The sequence below is a fragment of the Kitasatospora sp. NPDC038210 genome (assembly GCF_055600605.1).
The window spans coordinates 170,344-187,619 of the sequence record NZ_JBVJYK010000015.1 but is presented as its reverse complement, the minus strand read 5'-3'; the positions used below and the strand labels follow the sequence as shown (position 1 = coordinate 187,619).

General features: G+C 74.0%; 14 protein-coding genes. 11 read left to right on the top strand and 3 right to left on the bottom strand.

Annotated features, from left to right (window positions below; genetic code table 11):
* Nucleotides 1-401: 401 nt before the first annotated feature.
* From ACZ7KX_RS28645 to ACZ7KX_RS28635, 3 genes are read left to right on the top strand one after another with little or no spacing between them, the layout of a single operon-like run.
* Nucleotides 402-1,046 carry a class F sortase gene (locus ACZ7KX_RS28645; RefSeq protein ID WP_350521779.1) on the top strand — a complete coding sequence of 215 codons (645 nt, stop codon included), beginning with the start codon at nucleotides 402-404 and terminating at the stop codon, nucleotides 1,044-1,046.
* On the top strand, nucleotides 1,043-2,365 hold the full coding sequence (locus ACZ7KX_RS28640) for an alpha/beta hydrolase (RefSeq protein ID WP_470328973.1): 1,323 nt from the start codon (nucleotides 1,043-1,045) through the stop codon (nucleotides 2,363-2,365). The genes ACZ7KX_RS28645 and ACZ7KX_RS28640 overlap by 4 nt, the downstream gene beginning before the upstream one ends.
* Nucleotides 2,362-4,941 carry a bifunctional lysylphosphatidylglycerol flippase/synthetase MprF gene (locus ACZ7KX_RS28635; protein WP_470328972.1) on the top strand — a complete coding sequence of 860 codons (2,580 nt, stop codon included), beginning with the start codon at nucleotides 2,362-2,364 and terminating at the stop codon, nucleotides 4,939-4,941. The genes ACZ7KX_RS28640 and ACZ7KX_RS28635 overlap by 4 nt, the downstream gene beginning before the upstream one ends.
* A gap of 119 nt (nucleotides 4,942-5,060) precedes the next feature.
* Here ACZ7KX_RS28635 and ACZ7KX_RS28630 read toward each other — a convergent pair whose 3' ends face one another.
* The gene (locus ACZ7KX_RS28630; protein ID WP_470328971.1) at nucleotides 5,061-5,486 is read right to left on the bottom strand and encodes an SsgA family sporulation/cell division regulator; all 426 of its coding nucleotides are present in this window, start codon (nucleotides 5,484-5,486) and stop codon (nucleotides 5,061-5,063) included.
* A 309-nt stretch (nucleotides 5,487-5,795) separates the two neighbouring features.
* Here ACZ7KX_RS28630 and ACZ7KX_RS28625 point away from each other — a divergent pair, with 309 nt between their 5' ends.
* From ACZ7KX_RS28625 to ACZ7KX_RS28615, 3 genes are all read left to right on the top strand, one after another.
* Entirely contained in the window at nucleotides 5,796-7,628 is a 1,833-nt protein-coding gene (locus ACZ7KX_RS28625) for a DEAD/DEAH box helicase (RefSeq protein WP_470329004.1), read from the top strand.
* A gap of 389 nt (nucleotides 7,629-8,017) precedes the next feature.
* Nucleotides 8,018-8,668, top strand: a complete 651-nt coding sequence (locus ACZ7KX_RS28620; RefSeq protein ID WP_350521783.1) for an IclR family transcriptional regulator — start codon at nucleotides 8,018-8,020, stop codon at nucleotides 8,666-8,668.
* Between the two features lie 38 nt (nucleotides 8,669-8,706).
* Entirely contained in the window at nucleotides 8,707-9,513 is an 807-nt protein-coding gene (locus ACZ7KX_RS28615) for a S16 family serine protease (protein WP_470328970.1), read from the top strand.
* Nucleotides 9,514-9,583: 70 nt separating this feature from the next.
* Here the strand turns inward: ACZ7KX_RS28615 and ACZ7KX_RS28610 are convergent, their stop codons facing one another.
* Entirely contained in the window at nucleotides 9,584-10,066 is a 483-nt protein-coding gene (locus tag ACZ7KX_RS28610; protein WP_350521785.1) for an Lrp/AsnC family transcriptional regulator, read from the bottom strand.
* Nucleotides 10,067-10,335: 269 nt separating this feature from the next.
* On the opposite strand from ACZ7KX_RS28610, the gene ACZ7KX_RS28605 reads away from it, so the two are divergent.
* Nucleotides 10,336-10,878 carry a VOC family protein gene (locus ACZ7KX_RS28605; protein ID WP_470328969.1) on the top strand — a complete coding sequence of 181 codons (543 nt, stop codon included), beginning with the start codon at nucleotides 10,336-10,338 and terminating at the stop codon, nucleotides 10,876-10,878.
* 84 nt (nucleotides 10,879-10,962) lie between these two features.
* On the opposite strand, the gene ACZ7KX_RS28600 is transcribed toward ACZ7KX_RS28605, so the two are convergent.
* Nucleotides 10,963-11,505, bottom strand: a complete 543-nt coding sequence (locus ACZ7KX_RS28600) for a hypothetical protein (protein WP_470328968.1) — start codon at nucleotides 11,503-11,505, stop codon at nucleotides 10,963-10,965.
* A 135-nt stretch (nucleotides 11,506-11,640) separates the two neighbouring features.
* Here ACZ7KX_RS28600 and ACZ7KX_RS28595 point away from each other — a divergent pair, with 135 nt between their 5' ends.
* The 4 genes from ACZ7KX_RS28595 (at nucleotide 11,641) to ACZ7KX_RS28580 (ending at nucleotide 17,256) form a co-directional block, all read left to right on the top strand.
* Nucleotides 11,641-12,345: a response regulator transcription factor gene (locus tag ACZ7KX_RS28595; protein ID WP_350521788.1), complete on the top strand. Its 705-nt coding sequence runs from the start codon at nucleotides 11,641-11,643 to the stop codon at nucleotides 12,343-12,345.
* A gap of 17 nt (nucleotides 12,346-12,362) precedes the next feature.
* Entirely contained in the window at nucleotides 12,363-13,787 is a 1,425-nt protein-coding gene (locus tag ACZ7KX_RS28590; RefSeq protein ID WP_470329003.1) for a sensor histidine kinase, read from the top strand.
* A gap of 299 nt (nucleotides 13,788-14,086) precedes the next feature.
* Entirely contained in the window at nucleotides 14,087-15,667 is a 1,581-nt protein-coding gene (locus ACZ7KX_RS28585) for a glycoside hydrolase family 18 protein (RefSeq protein ID WP_470328967.1), read from the top strand.
* Between the two features lie 197 nt (nucleotides 15,668-15,864).
* Nucleotides 15,865-17,256 carry a glycosyltransferase 87 family protein gene (locus ACZ7KX_RS28580; RefSeq protein WP_470328966.1) on the top strand — a complete coding sequence of 464 codons (1,392 nt, stop codon included), beginning with the start codon at nucleotides 15,865-15,867 and terminating at the stop codon, nucleotides 17,254-17,256.
* Nucleotides 17,257-17,276: the final 20 nt, after the last annotated feature.

The following is a 17,276-nucleotide window of genomic DNA, read 5'->3' as shown; positions in this document are numbered from 1 at the left end:
TCACTCCGTTCATCGGGCGTTCGTCAACGTGCGGGAGTGTGGGTCCGATCGGATGTCCGGCGGATCGAACCCGTGACCGCGTCAGCATGGCACGCGGGCGGATTCGGTCGAAGAGGCGCAGCGGGCGGTCGCAAGTGATCGCCCGAACGCCGCAACCGATCCCGGCCGTAGAACCGTCGGATGCTCGTGTCGGGACGTGGTCCCGCGGTGACCGTCGATGGGGGGCGGTCATCGCGCTCCGCGACCGCATGTGCACCCGGCGCAGGGAAGCGGCCGGCAGCCCTGCCGATCGGCGGGTGTCGGTACGACCGTCGTATGGACGTGCCTTACAGTCCGATCCGGTTGAATTGTTCCCAGGAAACTCCCAGGAAGCGGGATTCCGTCGGCAGAGGGGAGCGCCCGTGGGCGTCCAGCAGAGCAGGAGCCCGTGGCCGGGCACCCTGGCGGCGGGTTCCGCGCTGGTGCTCGGTGCCTGGCTGCTGCACGACGGCGGCTCGCCCGTGCTGCCGCCCGCCCCGGGCGTCGGCCAGGCCCAGGCCGGCATCGCGCCGGTCTCCGTCGTCCCGCCGCTGGGGCCGTCGGCGCCCACCCGGATCCGCATTCCGGCCGTCCGCCTGGACGCCCCGGTCACCGCGCTCGGGCTGGACGCCGAGGGCCACCTCCAGGCCCCGCCCGAGGCGGACCGGAACCTGGCGGGCTGGTACCGCGGCGGGGCCAGCCCCGGTCAGCGCGGTACCGCGATCCTTGCGGGGCACGTCGACAACAAGGCGGGTCCGGCCGTCTTCTATCATCTGGGCGCGCTCCGTAGAGGAGACCGGATCGAGATCGCCCGGGCGGACGGGGCCACCGCCGTCTACCAGCTGTACGCCATCGAAGTGCACGACCGAAAGGACTTCCCGGACGATCGGGTCTACCGTCAGGCCGCCGACGCGCAACTACGGGTGATCACCTGTGGCGGCGCCTACAGCGAGGAGCACGGCTACGACGGCAACGTCGTGGCCTACGGGTTCCTGGCCGACACCACCCATCCGGGCAAAGCCGCATGACCACGCTCACGCTCGCCACCCGCTGGAACCCGATCGACTGGCCGCTCACCGAGGGCCCGATCCCGCACGCCGTCCTCGCAGCCGGCTGGCTGGCGCTGTTCGCGCTCGCCGTCGGCCGCCGCCGCAGCTGGTGGCGGGTGCGCCTGCCCGCCGCGCTGTTCACCGCGGCCGCGCTCAGCCTGCTGCTCGAAGCCGTCGTCGACGGCTGGTGGCACCCCTTCCCCGAGGGCACACCGGAGTACGTCACCTGGTGGATAGCCGTCGCCCTGCTGGGCTTCTGCCTGGCCGGCTACCGGTTCGGCCGGCTCACCTGGCGCCGGCGCGGCATCGCGCTCGGCCTGAGCGGGCTGGTGCTGCTGATGGCCGCCTCCGAGGTCAACATCGGCTTCGGGCAGTTCCCCAGCGGGCGCGTGATGCTGGCGCCGTGGCTGACCAAGACCGACGGGCTCGTCCCCAAGGCCGATCAGACCGTGGCCGCCCCGCCGGACAAGGTGCTCGACGAGGTCTGGCAGCCCCCGGCGGACCTGCCCGCCAAGGGCACCGTCTCCGTGGTGCCGATCCCCGGCCTGCGGTCGGGCTTCAAGGCCCGCGACGCGTACGTCTACCTCCCGCCCGCCTACCAGGCCACCCCGCGGCCGCTGCTGCCGGTGGTCGTCATGCTCACCGGCCAGCCCGGGCAGCCGGGGGACTGGGTGCTCTCCGGGCAGATCAACGAGGTGCTCGACGCGTTCGCCGCCAAGCACGGCGGGCTCGCGCCGATCGTGGTGATGCCCGACCACAACGGCTCGACCTGGGGCAACTCGCTCTGCATGGACTCGAAGATCGCCAAGACGCAGACCTATCTGGCGTCGGACGTCCCCTACTGGATCCACCAGAACCTGCAGACCGCCACCGGCCGGCAGTCCTGGGCGATCGGCGGCGCCTCGATGGGCGGCACCTGCGCCCTCCAGCTCGGGGTCAACGCGCCCGACGTGTACGGCACCGTCCTGGACATGTCCGGGCAGGAGGAGCCGACCCTCGGCACCCGGGAGCAGACCGTCAAGGCCGCGTTCGGCGGGGACGGCAAGAAGTTCGACGCGGTCGATCCGGTGCAGGTGATGGGCCGCAAGAAGTTCACGGACACCAACGTCGCGCTCCTCGTCGGCGCGACCGACGAAGAGTTCAAGCCTCAGATGGAGAAGATCTACCGCGCGGTTCAGGGGGCCGGGATGAAGGCGAAGTTCGAACTGATGCCGGGCGGCCACGGGTGGGTCGTCTTCCGCCCCGGCATCGTCCAGCAGATCCCGTGGCTCGCCCAGCAGACCGGTCTGACCCGGTGAGCGGGGCGGGGACCGCGGTCGCCGCCGTCGGCGAGAACGATCAGAAGTCCGAGCGGGTCGTCGCGCAGCGCGGCTCCGAGCGGGGCACGGACCGGGCGCCCGTCGCCCGGACCCAGGAGCCGCGCCCGCAGCGGGTCCGGCGGGCGGCCCGCGTGCTGGGCACCCGGCTGCGCGCGGCGCCGCTGACGCTCACCCTGCTGGCCGGGCTCTGGCTGGTCGGCGCGGCCACCGGCAGCCTGCGCCACGGACCGTCCGAACGGCTGCTGGACCGGGCCGGGGTGGGCCTGCCCACGCTCGCCGAGGGCCACTGGTGGTCGCCGGTCACCTCGACGGCCTGGTGCTCCGGCATCGGCTCGTACGTGTTCAGCAGCCTGCTGCTGCTCCTGGTCGGCCCGGCCGCCGAGCACCGGCTCGGCCGGCTGCGCACCCTCGCGGTGCTGGTCGGCGGGCAGGTCGTCGGCACCCTGCTGGGCGTCGGGCTGGTCGCCTTCGGCTCCTCGGCCGGCGAGCAGTGGACGGCCTCGGTGGCCGACCAGATCTCGGTCGGCCCCGGCGTCGGACTGTTCGCCCTGGCCGGGGTGCTCGGGTACCGGCTCACCGTGCTCTGGCGCCGTCGGCTGCACCTGCTGGTGCTGCTCGTCCCGCTGGTCATGACGCTGTACGTGGGCCACCTGCAGAGCGTCCAGCGGTGCGCCGCCGCCCTGGTCGGAGTCGGCGCGGGCGCGCTGCTCAGCCACGGCCGCCCGTACCTGCGCTCGCACCGCTCCTCGCACTCCGAGACCCGGGTGCTGGTCGCGCTCTGTCTGGTCGCCGCCGCCTTCGGGCCGTTGATCGCCTCGCTGTACGACAACGCCAGCGGCCCGTTCAACACCTTCTCCGAGCTGTACTTCTCGCACCGGCTGAGCCTGGACGAGGTCGCCGACCTCTGCGCGCAGTCGGCGCACGACTGCGCCCGCGCGCACGCCGTCGTCCGGATCTTCGACACCCCCGGCCGGCTGATGGCCGCACTGTTCCCGGCCCTGCTGCTGGTGCTCGCCGAGGGGCTGCGCCGGGGACTGCGGTTCGCCTGGCTGGTCACCATCGCCACCGAGCTGCTCTGGACGGCACTGCTGGGCTGGCTGTACCTGGACGCCGGGCCGGTCAGCCGGGACGTGGTGCAGTACTTCGTCGAGGCGATGCTGCTGCCGCTGCTGACCACCGGCCTGCTGCTGGCCACCCGCAAGCGGTTCCGGCTGCGGCTGTCCGGCCCCGCGGTGCGCCGGCTCGCCCTGGTGCTCGGCGGCGCCGCGCTGGTCTCCTCGGCCGCGTACGTCGGCCTCGGACGCCTGGTGGCCGACCAGTTCGAGCCCGGGGCGAACGTCCGCCGGCTGCTGCACGGGCTGCCGGCGCAGTTCCTGCCGCCCGCGTACAACGACCTGACGCCGGACTACCCGATCGCGGTCGGCCCGCTGGCGCGCTTCCTGGAGACCTACTGCGGGCTGGCGTTCTGGGTGGTGGCGCTGGTCGCGCTGCTGACCGCCTTCCGCAGGCCGGTGCTGCACACCGACGCGGCGGCGGCCGCCCGGGCCAGGGCGCTGCTCACCGAGCACGGCGGCGGGACGCTGTCGTTCATCACCACCTGGGACGGCAACCACTACTGGTTCGACGAGCAGGGCCGGGCGGGCGTCGCCTACCGGGTGATCGGCACCGTCGCGCTGACCACCGGCGACCCGTTCGGCGCCCCGGAGGACCGGGCCCGGGCGGTCGCGGGCTTCGCCCGGTTCTGCGACGCGCGCGGCTGGACGCCCTGCTTCTACAGCGTCTGCGGGCAGACCAGGGAGGCCGCCGCGCAGCTCGGCTGGCGCTCGGTGCAGGTCGCCGAGGACACCGTGGTCCCGCTGCCCGAGCTGGCCTTCACCGGCCGAAAGTGGCAGGACATCCGCACCGCCCTCAACAAGGCCGGCAAGCAGGGCATCAGCGCGGAGTGGTGGGCGTACCCCGAGGCGCCGCTCGCGCTGCGGGACCAGATCCGGGCGATCTCCGAGGAGTGGGTCTCCGAGAAGGGCCTGCCGGAGATGGGCTTCACGCTCGGCGGACTGGAGGAGCTGGACGACCCGGACGTCCGGGTGCTGGTCGCGGTGGACGAGCAGCGGGTCGTGCACGGCCTGACCAGCTGGATGCCGGTGTACGAGGACGGCGTGCCGGTCGGCTGGACGCTGGACTTCATGCGCCGCCGTTCGGACGGCTTCCGCGGCGTCAACGAGTTCCTGATCGCCTCGGCCGCGCTCGGCTTCAAGGAGGAGGGCGCCCGCTTCCTGTCGCTGTCGGGTGCGCCGCTGGCCCGCACCGGGCAGGACGAGGAGCCCACCGGGCTGCAGCGGATGCTGGACTGGATGGGCAAGGTGCTGGAGCCGGTCTACGGCTTCCGCTCGCTGCTCGCGTTCAAGGCGAAGTTCCAGCCCGAGTACCGGCCGATGTACATGGCCTACCCCGACCCGGCCGCGCTGCCCGGCATCACCCGGGCGATCGGCAAGGCGTACCTGCCGCACCTGACGGCCGCGCAGGGCGTCCGGCTGATGCGCAAGCTGTCGGGCTGAGGGCGGGGCGGGGCGGACGGGGCGCGTGCCGTGCCCGCCCCGCCGCCCGTTCCTGCCGCTCCGCCCTGCTCCCCGTGCCGGCCGTTCCGGCCGTTCCCCCCGTTCGGCCGTGCCGCCGCTCAGCCGAGCAGCTGGGCGAGGGCCCGGTCGGCGTCCAGGTGCAGGTGCTCGTCGCCCTCGGGGACGAGCAGCCGGCTGCGCCACAGGAAACGGCGCAGGTCGGCGGTGTCGAACCGGAGCAGCGCGGTGCCCTCCGGGGCCCGCAGCTCGACCGTGGTGCGCCGGGCGGGAGACGGCCGGACGAGGACGTCGCCGACGCCGGTCGGCACCTCGATGCCGGAGGAGAGCAGCTGGCGCGCGAAGATCCAGACGATGTCCTCGCCGGCCCCGTCCTCCGCGTCGTCGTCGAGCGAGAACTCGGCGGGGAAGGTCATCCGGACGGCCAGCGGGTCCTCGGGCAGGTAGGACAGGACGACCCGCAGCCGGACGGAGCGGTGGGGGGAGAGGATCAGGCGGGCCTGGACGGTCTCTTCGACGGTGCGCACGGGCGGTCCCTTCGGTCGGGTGCGGGCCGCGCTTCGGCAGGGGTGGTCGGTGCGGCCTCACCCCGGTGAGAGTCGTCCCGACGGTCGTGATTACCCGGTTCCGCGCGCGATCCGGCGTGATCCGCGTCACATCGAAATCCGGCCGTGCGGGCCCGCCGAAGGGGCCCGCCTGGAGGCCCGAACGGCGCCGGGCCGGTAGGCTGGGCGGGTTGTCCGATCGCCGCCCGACCGCGGGACGGGGCCGCTAAACCGCCTCTGACCTGCGATGATCCCCCCTCGGAGACCGTGAGTACTGCCGCCGCCTCCTCGATGCCGCTGTTCTCCGACGCCTCGGAGATCCAGGCGCCCGCCCGGTCCGCCGGCCACGCCGCGACCGCCGGTTCGCACCACCTCTCCCCGGCCTTCCCCGGCCGCGCCCCCTGGGGCACCGCGGGCAAGCTGCGGGCCTGGCAGCAGGGTGCGCTGGACAAGTACATCGAGACGCAGCCACGCGACTTCCTCGCGGTCGCCACCCCGGGCGCAGGGAAGACCACCTTCGCGCTCACCCTGGCCTCGTACCTGCTGCACAACCACCTGGTGCAGCAGGTGACCGTGATCGCGCCGACCGAGCACCTGAAGAAGCAGTGGGCCGAGGCCGCCGCCCGGATAGGCATCAAGCTGGACCCGGGGTACTCCTCCGGGCCGCTGTCCCGGGAGTACCACGGCATCGCGATCACCTACGCGGGCGTCGGGGTCAACCCGATGCTGCACCGCAACCGGACCGAGGCCCGCAAGACCCTCGTGATCATGGACGAGATCCACCACGCCGGTGACTCGAAGTCCTGGGGCGAGGCCTGCTTCGAGGCCTTCGAGCCGGCCACCCGCCGGCTGGCGCTGACCGGTACGCCGTTCCGCTCGGACACCAACCCGATCCCGTTCGTCCAGTACGAGGCGGGCAGCGACGGCATCCGCAAGTCCGTGGCCGACTACACCTACGGCTACGGCAACGCGCTCGCCGACCACGTCGTCCGCCCGGTGATCTTCCTCAGCTACAGCGGCAACATGCGCTGGCGCACCAAGGCCGGCGACGAGCTGGAGGCCCGGCTCGGCGAGCCGATGACCAAGGACCTGATCGCCCAGGCCTGGCGCACCGCGCTGTCCCCGCAGGGCGAGTGGATCCCGGCCGTGCTGCAGGCCGCCGACCGGCGCCTGACCGAGGTCCGCAAGGCCATCCCCGACGCCGGCGGGCTGGTGATCGCCACCGACCAGACCGTGGCCCGCTCCTACGCCAAGATGCTGCGCGAGATCAGCGGCGAGAAGGTCACCCTGGTGCTCTCCGACGAGACCGAGGCCTCCAAGCGGATCTCCGACTACTCGGCCGGGACCTCCCGCTGGATGGTCGCGGTCCGCATGGTGTCCGAGGGCGTCGACGTGCCCCGGCTGGCCGTAGGGGTGTACGCGACCTCGATCTCCACCCCGCTCTTCTTCGCCCAGGCCGTCGGCCGCTTCGTGCGCGCCCGCAAGCGCGGCGAGACCGCCTCGGTGTTCCTGCCGACCATCCCGATGCTGCTGAGCTTCGCCAACGAGATGGAGGTCCAGCGCGACCACGTGCTGGACCGGCCGAAGAAGGAGGGCGACGGCCTCTTCGACGAGGAGGACCGGCTGCTCGCCGAGGCCGAACGGGCCAACGACGGGCCGGACGGCGCGGGCGGCGAGGAGTTCTCCTACGAGGCGCTGGGCTCCGACGCGGTCTTCGACCGGGTGCTGTACAACGCCATGGAGTTCGGCATGCAGGCCCACCCGGGGAGCGAGGAGGAGGAGGACTACCTCGGCATCCCGGGCCTGCTGGAGCCGGACCAGGTCCAGATGCTGCTGCAGAAGCGCCAGCACCGCCAGATCCAGCGCTCCAAGGCCAAGCCGGCCGAGGAGGCCGACCTGCTGGAGCTGCCCGCCGAGGAGCGGCCGGTCGTCACCCACCAGGAGCTGCGGGAGCTGCGCAAGGAGCTGAACGCGCTGGTGGCCGCCTGGCACCACCGCACCAGCCAGCCGCACGGCACCATCCACAACGAGCTGCGCCGCCAGTGCGGCGGGCCGCTCACCGCGCAGGCCACGGCCAACCAGCTCAAGGCGCGGATCGCCCGGATCCGGGAGTGGGCGAAGTAACACCCCGACGGGCCCTCCCGGGCCGGCCTCCCCGCCCCGCCCGGCCCCGGGCGGGGGCCCGCGGCCCGAAGTGTCCGGACATCGGACCCGGATCGAACCCGTGCGCTGACCGGCCCGGCGCTTTGGGCGTTTTCGTCCGCATTTCGCGACGGTGTTGAAGTCGATCACGCCCGAATTTTGGACAACCACTTCCGCCGCGACATTTCCTTCACTACCTTTCCCCCACGCTCTTCCGTCGGGCAAACCCCGCGGGACGGCGCCGCAGGGCCGTACCGGCGTCAAGGACGACGTCGCGCACGGCCCGAGCGCGGCCACCCCCACCTGCGCGCGACACCGACCTTGGACCGGCGCCGCCCGCCCCGCGAGCGCCGCGGAAAGGATTGCCCGTCGTGACAGCCGAGACCTCCCAGACCCTGGACCGCGGCGTCCGGGTCCTCAAGCTCCTTGCCGACTCCGAGCGGGGGCTGACCGTCACCGAACTGGCGGCCCGGCTGGCCGTCAACCGCACCGTCGTCTACCGGCTGCTGGCCACCCTGGAGCAGCACGGCCTGGTCCGCCGGGACATCGGCGGCCGCGCCCGGGTGGGACTCGGCGTGCTGCGGCTCGCGCACCGGGTGCACCCGCTGCTGCGCGAGGCCGCGCTGCCCGCCCTGCGCAGCCTCGCCGAGGACCTCGGCGCCACCGCCCACCTCACCCTCGTGGACGGCAACGAGGCGCTGGCCGTCGCCGTGGTCGAGCCGAGCTGGACCGACTTCCACGTCGCCTACCGGACCGGCCTGCGCCACCCGCTCACCGAGAGCGCGGCCGGCCGGGCGATCCTGGACGCGCGCGCCTTCCCCAGTCAGCGGCGTCCCGAACAGGGCTTCGTCATCACCCGTGCGGAGGAGCAGTCCGGGGCGTGCGGGGCGGCCGCCGCGCTGCTCGGGCTGAGCGGCATCGAGGGCAGCGTCGGCGTGGTGATGCTCAACGGCATGGTGCCCGAGCGGGTCGGACCCCGGGTCGTGGAGGCGGCGACCGAGGTGGCGGACGCCCTGAGGTAGCGCCCGCGCGGGGCGCCGGGTGTGTTTGGATTCCCCTTGTGTCCGACACCAAGCTCTCCAAGGCCCTCACCTCCCCGCGGACCCGCGCGCTCGCGCTGTGCGGGGCGCTGGTCGCCGCGCTGTTCGGCGTGGCCGCCTTCGTCCCGCTGCCGTACACCCTCACCTGGCCGGGCCTGACCGCGGACACCCTGGGCACCTACCAGGACAAGCCGGTGCTCACCATCACCGGAGCCCCGCTGCGCACCACCGACGGGCAGCTGCGGATGGTCACCATCACGGCGACCAACCCGGACCAGCGCAACACCTTCCTGCGGTCGATGCAGTCCTGGTTCGACCCGAAGGAGGCGGTCCGCCCGACCGAGACCGTGTACCCGCAGGGCGACCCGGCCAAGGCCGAGGAGGTCACCGCCCAGCAGATGGCAGAGTCGCAGGACAGTGCGACCGCGGCCGCGCTGAGCTACCTCCACCTGTCGCCGGACCAGGTGAAGGTCAAGGTCGACCTGGGCGACATCGGGGGCCCCAGCGCCGGCCAGATGCTGGCGCTGGGCATCGTCGACAAGCTGGCCGGGGACGGCATGGGCGGCGACCTCACCGGCGGGCTCACCATCGCGGGCACCGGCACCATCGACAAGGACGGCACCGTCGGCCCGGTGGGCGGCGTCCCGCTGAAGACGCAGGCGGCCGCCCGGGACGGCGCGACGGTGTTCCTGCTGCCCAGGGACGAGTGCACGGACGCCAAGGTGAACACGCCGAAGTCGCTGCGGCTGGTGCCGGTCGGCACGCTCGACGAGGCGGTCTCGGCGCTGAAGGCGCTCAAGAGCGGCGGCAGCGTCCCCTCCTGCTGATCCGGGCGCGCCGGGACGGTACGGGTCCGGGGCCGGGGCGGGGACGCTCCGGCGCGTGCCGCCTCGGCGACTACTCGGCGGCGGCCTGGTCCACCAGGGGCAGGATCCGGTACGGCACCGGGTTCTCCAGCACGATCGCGGTGGACGAGCGGACGATCCCGTCGAAGCCGACCACCCGGTCGATCACCCGCTGCAGATCGGCGTTGGACCGGGCCACGATCCGCACCATCATGTCCCCGATCCCGGTGATGGTGTGCAGCTCCAGCACCTCCGGCACGCTCGCCAGGTGGGCGCGCACGTCCGTGCCCTGCCCCTGGGAGATCTCCAGGGTCGCGAAGGCCGTCACCGGGTAGCCGATCGCCGCCGGGTCCACCTCCGGGCCGAAGCCGCCGATCACCCCCTTGGCCTGGAGCCGGTCCAGGCGGGCCTGCACGGTGCCCCGGGCGACCTGCAGCCGGCGCGAGCACTCCAGCACCCCGATCCGGGGCTCCTCGGCGAGCAGCCGGATCAGCCGGCCGTCCAGGGCGTCGATGGTGTCGTTCGTGCTGCCCACGATCGAAGTACCTTGCGGGGCGGCGCTGTTGGGCGAGTCGTGGGGGCTCGGGGAGTGGGCGGGGGGCATCGCGGCACCGTCCTCCGGTGGGCATTCTGTACAGCTGCGCGGCCGATTCTCCCGCCCCGGGGCACAGCTTGACCAGGAGGAAACGGAACAGTTGCGCGTCGGTCGGCTCGGCGCCACCCTCCAGCCACCACCCCCTGCCCGGGCCCCCACCCCGGCGCCGGGGCCCCAGCGTCGTCCCTACGCCCACCGGGAGGGCCGTCATGACCGACACCGCCGCCGAACCCGTCCTGCTCCGGGCAGGCGTCACACCGGACGCGGGCGAACCGGGGCCGCTGCCGGCGGGCCGCGCCGACGCGGTGGTCTTCGCGGTCGGCGACGCCGAACGGGCGGCCCGTCGCTACTGCGCCGCGCTCGGGCTGCGGTGCACCGCGTACGCCGGGCCGGAGACCGGCGAGCCGGAGACCACCTCGTACGTGCTCGCCGCGCCGGGGACGCGGATCGTGCTGACCTCGCTGGTGCAGGCGATCGGCCCGCGGGGCCGGGAGCTGGCCGCGTACCTGGAGCGGTGCGGGGAGGGGGTGCTGGACGTCGCGGTGAGCGTGCCGGACGTCTACTACGCCTACGACTACGCGGTCGACCGCGGCGCGCTGTCGCTGGCCGAGCCGTACCGGGCACGGGACGCGTACGGCACGGTGGTGCTGGCCACCATCGGAGTGCCCGGCGGGACGAGGCACACGCTGGTCGACCGGGCCGGGTACGCGGGGCCGTACCTGCCGGGCTACGTGCCGCACGACGGGTTCTGACGGAGTGCCGCCGGGCGGGGAGACCCGGGGAGATCCGGGGGCGGCCCGATCGGCGCCCGACCCGGCCCGATCGGCGCCGACCCGTCAGCGGACGGCCGTCTCCACGATCGGCGGGTGCCCGTTCCAGTAGACGAAGACCGAGTTGGCCTGGTCGTCCCTGGTGAAGTCGATCCGCATCCACTGCGGGCCGTTCCACACCTGCATCTGCCAGCCCGGGTCCGGGGTGGCGGAGACCAGCGAGGCCCGGTCGGGCATCAGGTCCAGCGCGACCTTGCCGCCCGCTATCGGGTAGCTCTTGACCGTGGACGTCGGCGTGGGCGTCGGGGTGGGCCGCCGGGTGGGCGGCGGGGCGGTCGTGGCCGGGGTCGTGCCGTGCGTCGCGGTGGCGGGCGGGGACGTCGGCTGGGTCGGCGTCGGGGTCGCCGGCTGCTCGGCCGGCCGCGGCTGCTCGGGGGCGGCGGTGGGGGAGTACGGCGTTCCGTCGGCCTTGGGGGAGGGCAGTGGCAGCGCCGTGGGCTGCTCGAACGCGGCGCCGGTCAGCACCGCGTGCACGCCGAGCCAGGACAGCGCCACCGCCGCCCCGGTGGCCGCCGCCCAGGCGCCGAGCTGTACCAGTCCGTTCCGCATCGTGCGCACATCCTGCCGTACTTTCCGCCCCGCCCGAGACCGGCACCCCCGCCATTCCTCAGGGCAGTTGCACAATGTCCGGACGTGGCCCCGAGGTACAGACCACTGCCCCCCGATGGCGTACCGTGCAGGCCCATGGCAACAGTGCTCGTGGTCGAGGACGACCCCTTCGTACGTTCCGCCCTCATCCGCCACCTGACCGACACGGGTCACGCGGTCCGCAGCGTGGGCACCGCGCTGGAGGCGCTGCGGGAGGTGGCCCAGGTCGGCTGCGACCTGGTGATCCTCGACCTCGGCCTGCCGGACCTGGACGGCAGCGAGGCGCTCAAGATGATCCGGGGCCTGACCAACGTGCCGGTGATCATCTCCACCGCCCGGGACGACGAGGCCGAGATCGTCCGGCTGCTCAACGACGGTGCCGACGACTACTTGGTGAAACCTTTCTCCGGAGAGCACCTCAGTGCCCGGATGGCCGCCGTGCTGCGCCGGCTCGGCAGCGGCGCCGCCCCCGTGGCCCAGGTGCTGCGGGTCGGCGGACTGGCCATCGACCTCCAGCGGCGCGAGGCCTCCCTGGACGACCGGCTGCTCGACCTGACCCGCCGTGAGTTCGACCTGCTGGCCTTCCTGGCGGCCCGCCCCGGCGTGGTCGTGCCGCGCAAGGAGATCCTCGCCGAGGTCTGGCAGCAGACCTACGGCGGCGACCAGACCATCGACGTCCACCTCTCCTGGCTGCGCCGCAAGCTCGGCGAGACCGCCTCCAACCCCCGTTACCTGCACACCGTCCGCGGCGTCGGGGTGCGGCTGGAAGCCGTCGGGGGCCCGGCGGGGCACCGGACATGAGGAGGTTCGGGCACTCGCTGCGCTGGGCCCTGATCAAGGCCGCCGTCGCCGGGACCACCATGGTCGCGCTGGCCTTCCTCATCCCGCTCGGCCTGATGGTCCAGCAGACCGCCCGGGACCGGGCGTTCACCGCCGCCGAACGCCAGGCCGCGGCGCTCGGACCGGCTCTCGCGATCACCACCGAGCAGGAAGCCGTCACCCGGGCCCTGGCCAGTACGGACGCGGGCGGGCAGGGACGGATGGCGGTCCACCTGCCGGCCGCGGGCCGACCCGAGACCCCCGGGACCCCCGGGACGGGCGGGCCCGGCGGCCCGACGCTGGGGGAGGGCCGGGCCGCCGCCGGCGACGTGGCCACCGCGGGCGGGCAGGGCCGCTCCTTCACCGTGCAGGTGCCCGGCGGCTACGCCCTGCTCCAACCGGTCGCGGTGGACACCGGGCGGACGGCCGTCGTCGAGGTGTTCGTGGCCGAGAGCGACCTCACCCGGGGCGTCTCCACCGCCTGGCTGGTGCTCTCCGCCGTCGCGCTCGCGCTGGTCGCCATCTCGGTGCTGGTCGCCGACCGGATGGGCAACCGGATCGTCGCCTCCGCCCGGCGGCTCGCCGGCGCCGCCCGCTCCCTGGGCGCAGGCAACCTCGCGGTCCGGGTCCCGGTGACGGGCAAGCAGGTCGACGGCAGCCCCGAGGAACTGCGCGAGGCCGGCCACGCGTTCAACACCATGGCCGACCGGGTGGTCCAACTCCTCGCCGCCGAAAGGGAACTGGCCGCCGACCTGTCCCACCGGCTGCGCACCCCGCTGACCGTGCTGCGGCTCAACGCCGCCTCGCTCGGCGACGGCGACGCGGCCGACGCCACCCGGCACGCGGTCGCCCAACTGGAGCGCGAGGTCGACCAGATCATCCGCTCGGCCCGCCGCGCCCCCGAGGACGCGCCCGCCGTCACGGTCGGCTGCGACGCCGCCGAGGTGATCCGCGAGCGGGTCGGCTTCTGGTCGGCACTGGCCGAGGACGAGGGGCGCCGCTGGCAGCTCGCGGGTGCCGAGCGCCCGGCACCCGTACCCGTCCAGCGCGGCGACCTGGCGGCCGCCGTCGACGCGCTGCTCGGCAACGTCTTCCGGCACACCGCCATCGGCACCGCCTTCTCGGTGGACGTGCTGGCCACCGACTCCTCGGTGATCGTGCTGGTCGGCGACGCCGGCCCCGGGTACAGCGACCCGGCCGCCGCCCTCAAGCGCGGCGAGGGCCACGGCGGCGAGGGCTCGACCGGCCTCGGCCTGGACATCGTCCGCAAGCTCGCCGAGACCACCGGCGGGGACCTCGCGCTCGGCCGCTCCGCCGTCCTCGGCGGCGCCGAGACCAGGCTGCGGCTGCGCACCCGGCCGCAGGAGGCGGCGGGCGCTCGGACCGGACGGCGGCGGAGCCGGGGAGCGCTCTTCCAGCGGTGACGGGCCGGCGGTCGCGGTTCCGGCGGTTGATGGCGGGCTCCGGCGGCCTCCGGTGGTGACGGCGGCCTCCGGTGGTGACGGTGGTTCCGGTGGTGACGGCGGGTCGGCGGAGGGGTCTTCCTTAACTGCGGCCTAAGGGAGTTCTACCCCTCTCTCAGCAAGCCGTTCCGGCCCCCGGGCCGCCGCTAGCGTCGGTCGCGCCGGTCACCCGACCGAGCCGGGCCGGCCGCCCGGACGTCCGCAGGCACCCCGCGCCCCGGACGGCGGCCGACCGACGTCACCCGCGGAGGTAACGCGCCATGACCACCCAGCCCACCCGCCGCTCCGGCCGTCGCAGGCGCAGCCGCAAGGGCGCGATCGTCGGGGCCGCCGCGGTCGCCGCCGCCCTGGTCGCGGGCGGGACGGTCGTCCTCGCCTCCTCGGCAAGCGCCGCCTCGCTCGGCGCCGTCTACAGCCGCACCAGCACCTGGGACGCCGGCTACACCGGCCAGTACCTGGTCACCAACCCGGACAGCCGCCCGATCGAGGACTGGACGCTCAGCTTCGACCTGCCGGCCGGCGCGAAGATCGACTCGCTCTGGAACGCCACCTTCACCACCCAGGGGCAGCACGTCACGGTCAGGCCGGAGTCCTGGAGCAAGCGACTGGAGCCCGGCAAGAGCGTGGTGGTCGGCTTCGTCGCGCAGGGCGCGGGCGCGGCGCAGGCCGAGCCGGGGAACTGCCTGATCAACAACGTCTCCTGCAAGGCGGGCGACGGGACGCCGCCCACCCCCTCCGGGCGTCCGACCGCCACCGCCACGGCCACCCCGACCGCTTCCCCCACCGCGACGGCGAGTGCCACCCCGACCGCCACCGCCAAGCCCAGCCCCACCGCCACGGCGAAGCCGACCACCCCGGCGCCGACCCCCACCCCGACCGTCACCCCCACGGCGACCGGTGTGCCCGTTCCTCCGGTCGGCGCCGGGGCCGGCTTCGCCCCGTACGTGGACACCTCGCTGTACCCGCCGTACGACCTGGTCGCCACCGCCAAGGCGAGCGGCGTGAAGAACTTCAACCTCGCCTTCGTGGTGTCCGGCGGCGGCTGCGTGCCCAAGTGGGGCGGCGTCAGCGACCTGTCGGCCGACGCGGTGGCCGCCCAGATCGGCGCGCTGCGGGCGATCGGCGGCGACGTCCGGATCTCCTTCGGCGGCGCCAACGGCAGCGAACTGGCCCTCGCCTGCTCCTCCACCGCCGACCTCACGGCCGCGTACCAGAAGGTCGTGGACGCGTACGGCGCCACCAAGCTGGACTTCGACGTCGAGGGCGGCGCGATCGCCGACGCCGCCGCCAACACCCGGCGCGCCCAGGCCGTCGCCCAGCTGCAGAAGAACGCCGCCGCCAAGGGCAAGGCCATCGACGTCTCCTACACCCTGCCCGCGCTGCCCTCCGGCCTGACCCAGGACGGCGTCAACCTCGTCGCCGACGCCAAGGCCAACGGCGTCGCGATCGGCGCCGTCAACATCATGGCGATGGACTTCGGCGACGGCGTCGCCCCCAACCCGCAGGGCCAGATGGGCAAGTACGCGATCGCCGCGGCCACCGCCACCCAGGCCCAGGTCAAGAGCGTGCTGGGGCTGGACGACGCGGCCGCCTGGCGCAGGGTCGCGGTCACCCCGATGATCGGCGTCAACGACGTGGCCAGCGAGGTCTTCACCGTGGCCGACGCCAAGCAGCTCGCCGACTTCGCCAAGGCCAAGCACCTCGCCTGGCTGGCCATGTGGTCCGGCACCCGCGACAAGGCCTGCGACGGTGGCGCCAAGGGCTACGCCGACGCCACCTGCAGCAGCATCGTCCAGCAGCCGCTGGACTTCACCCGGGCCCTGGGGGCGTACACGGGCTGACCGCCCACGCCCCTCCCGGGCCCTGGTGGCCCTCCCCGCCCCGGCCGTCCGCGCTCCGAGCTCCACCCCGAGCCACTGCGCGGCCGGCCGGGGCGCCTTTGTCGCGTTCCGTAGTCGAACGAGTCCCGTACCGTTCGGGTGGCATCCGGTATCGTCGCTGGTTGGCCGAGCGGTGGACGGAGTGGACAGTGACAGCGGTGCAAGACGAGCGAAGCCCGGTGCGGACCGCACCCGACCCCTCGCCCGAGCCCCTGTCGGACCGGCTGCGCCGCGTGCTCGGCGCTCCCGTCCGGGCCCTGCGCGAGGCCCCCCGCCGTCCGCTGCTGGCCGCCTCCGCGCTGGCCCTGTTCTCCCTGGTCGTGTACGCAGTGGTGCGCCACTTCGTCCACACCTCGATGGTGGACATGATCGTCTACCGGGCCGAGGGCGCCGCCGTCGCCGACGGCTCCGACCTGTACGGGCTGCGCGTCACCGAGTGGAACCTGCCCGCGACGTACCCCCCGTTCGCGGCGATGCTGTTCGTCCCGACCACCTGGTTCCCGGTCCCCGTCCTCCGGATCGTGATCACTCTCGGCAACGTCGGGCTGCTCGCCCTGCTGACCCACCTGTCGTTCAAGCTGGTCGGCTGGCCGCGCCGCGAGCTGCGGCCGATCGGCGTGATCCTGGTGACCGGCCTCGGGGTCTGGCTGGAGCCCGTCTTCACCACGCTCCGCTACGGCCAGATCAACCTCGCGCTCGCCTGCCTGGTCCTCTGGGACCTCACCCGCCCGGACGGGCGCCGCAGCAAGGGCGTGGCGATCGGCATCGCCGCCGGCATCAAGCTCACCCCCGGCCTGTTCGCCGTCTACCTGCTGGTCACCGGCCGGATCCGGGCCGCCTTCGTGGCCGGCCTCACCTTCCTCGGCACCTTCCTGCTCGGCGCCCTCGTGCTGCCCGACGCCACCTGGGGCTTCTGGACCAAGTACCTCTACGACTCCTCCCGGGTCGGCAAGACCTGGATCGTCGACAACCAGTCGCTGCGCGGCGCCTTCGCCCGCCTGCTGCACAGCGCCGACCCCGGCACCGTCGCCACCCTCGGGGCCGGCCTGGTCGCGGTGACCGGCCTCGCCGTCGCCGCCTGGGCCGCCCGCAGCGCCCGCTGGCTGCCCCGGGCCGAGGCCTGGGGCGTCTGCTGCGCGGCCGTCACCGCCGTGCTGATCTCCCCGATCAGCTGGACCCACCACTGGGTCTGGTGCGTGCCGCTGCTCGTCCTGCTCGCCGCCGAGGCCTCCGTCGAGCACGCCCGCCCGGCCGGCGTCCGGCGACTGCGCTGGCGGGCGGTCTTCTGGGCCACGCTGGTCGCCTTCCTCTCCTTCGCGATGTGGGCGGCGAAGCCGGTCGGCGTGGCCGTCCTCCACATGTCACCGTGGCGCCAGCTGCCGACCTCGGTCTACCCCTGGGTCGGCCTCTGCTTCCTGCTGGCCGCCGCGATCCGGATAGGGGCGCGGCGACGCTCCGCCGGCGTGCCGGCGATCCGGCTGCCCGGACAGCGCGACGCCGGCGGCCCCGACGCCGCCCGCGGTCGTCAGCAGGCCCCCGCGGCCCGCTGAGCCGACGGGGGCGCCGCTCC

Excerpts from the sequence above, each read along its gene's own strand:
- ACZ7KX_RS28640 (WP_470328973.1), top strand. The coding sequence starts at position 1,043 with ATGACCACGCTCACGCTCGCCACCCGCTGGAACCCGATCGACTGGCCG.
- ACZ7KX_RS28625 (WP_470329004.1), top strand. The coding sequence starts at position 5,796 with ATGCCGCTGTTCTCCGACGCCTCGGAGATCCAGGCGCCCGCCCGGTCC.
- ACZ7KX_RS28605 (WP_470328969.1), top strand. The coding sequence starts at position 10,336 with ATGACCGACACCGCCGCCGAACCCGTCCTGCTCCGGGCAGGCGTCACA.
- ACZ7KX_RS28600 (WP_470328968.1), bottom strand. The coding sequence starts at position 11,505 with ATGCGGAACGGACTGGTACAGCTCGGCGCCTGGGCGGCGGCCACCGGG.
- ACZ7KX_RS28595 (WP_350521788.1), top strand. The coding sequence starts at position 11,641 with ATGGCAACAGTGCTCGTGGTCGAGGACGACCCCTTCGTACGTTCCGCC.
- ACZ7KX_RS28585 (WP_470328967.1), top strand. The coding sequence starts at position 14,087 with ATGACCACCCAGCCCACCCGCCGCTCCGGCCGTCGCAGGCGCAGCCGC.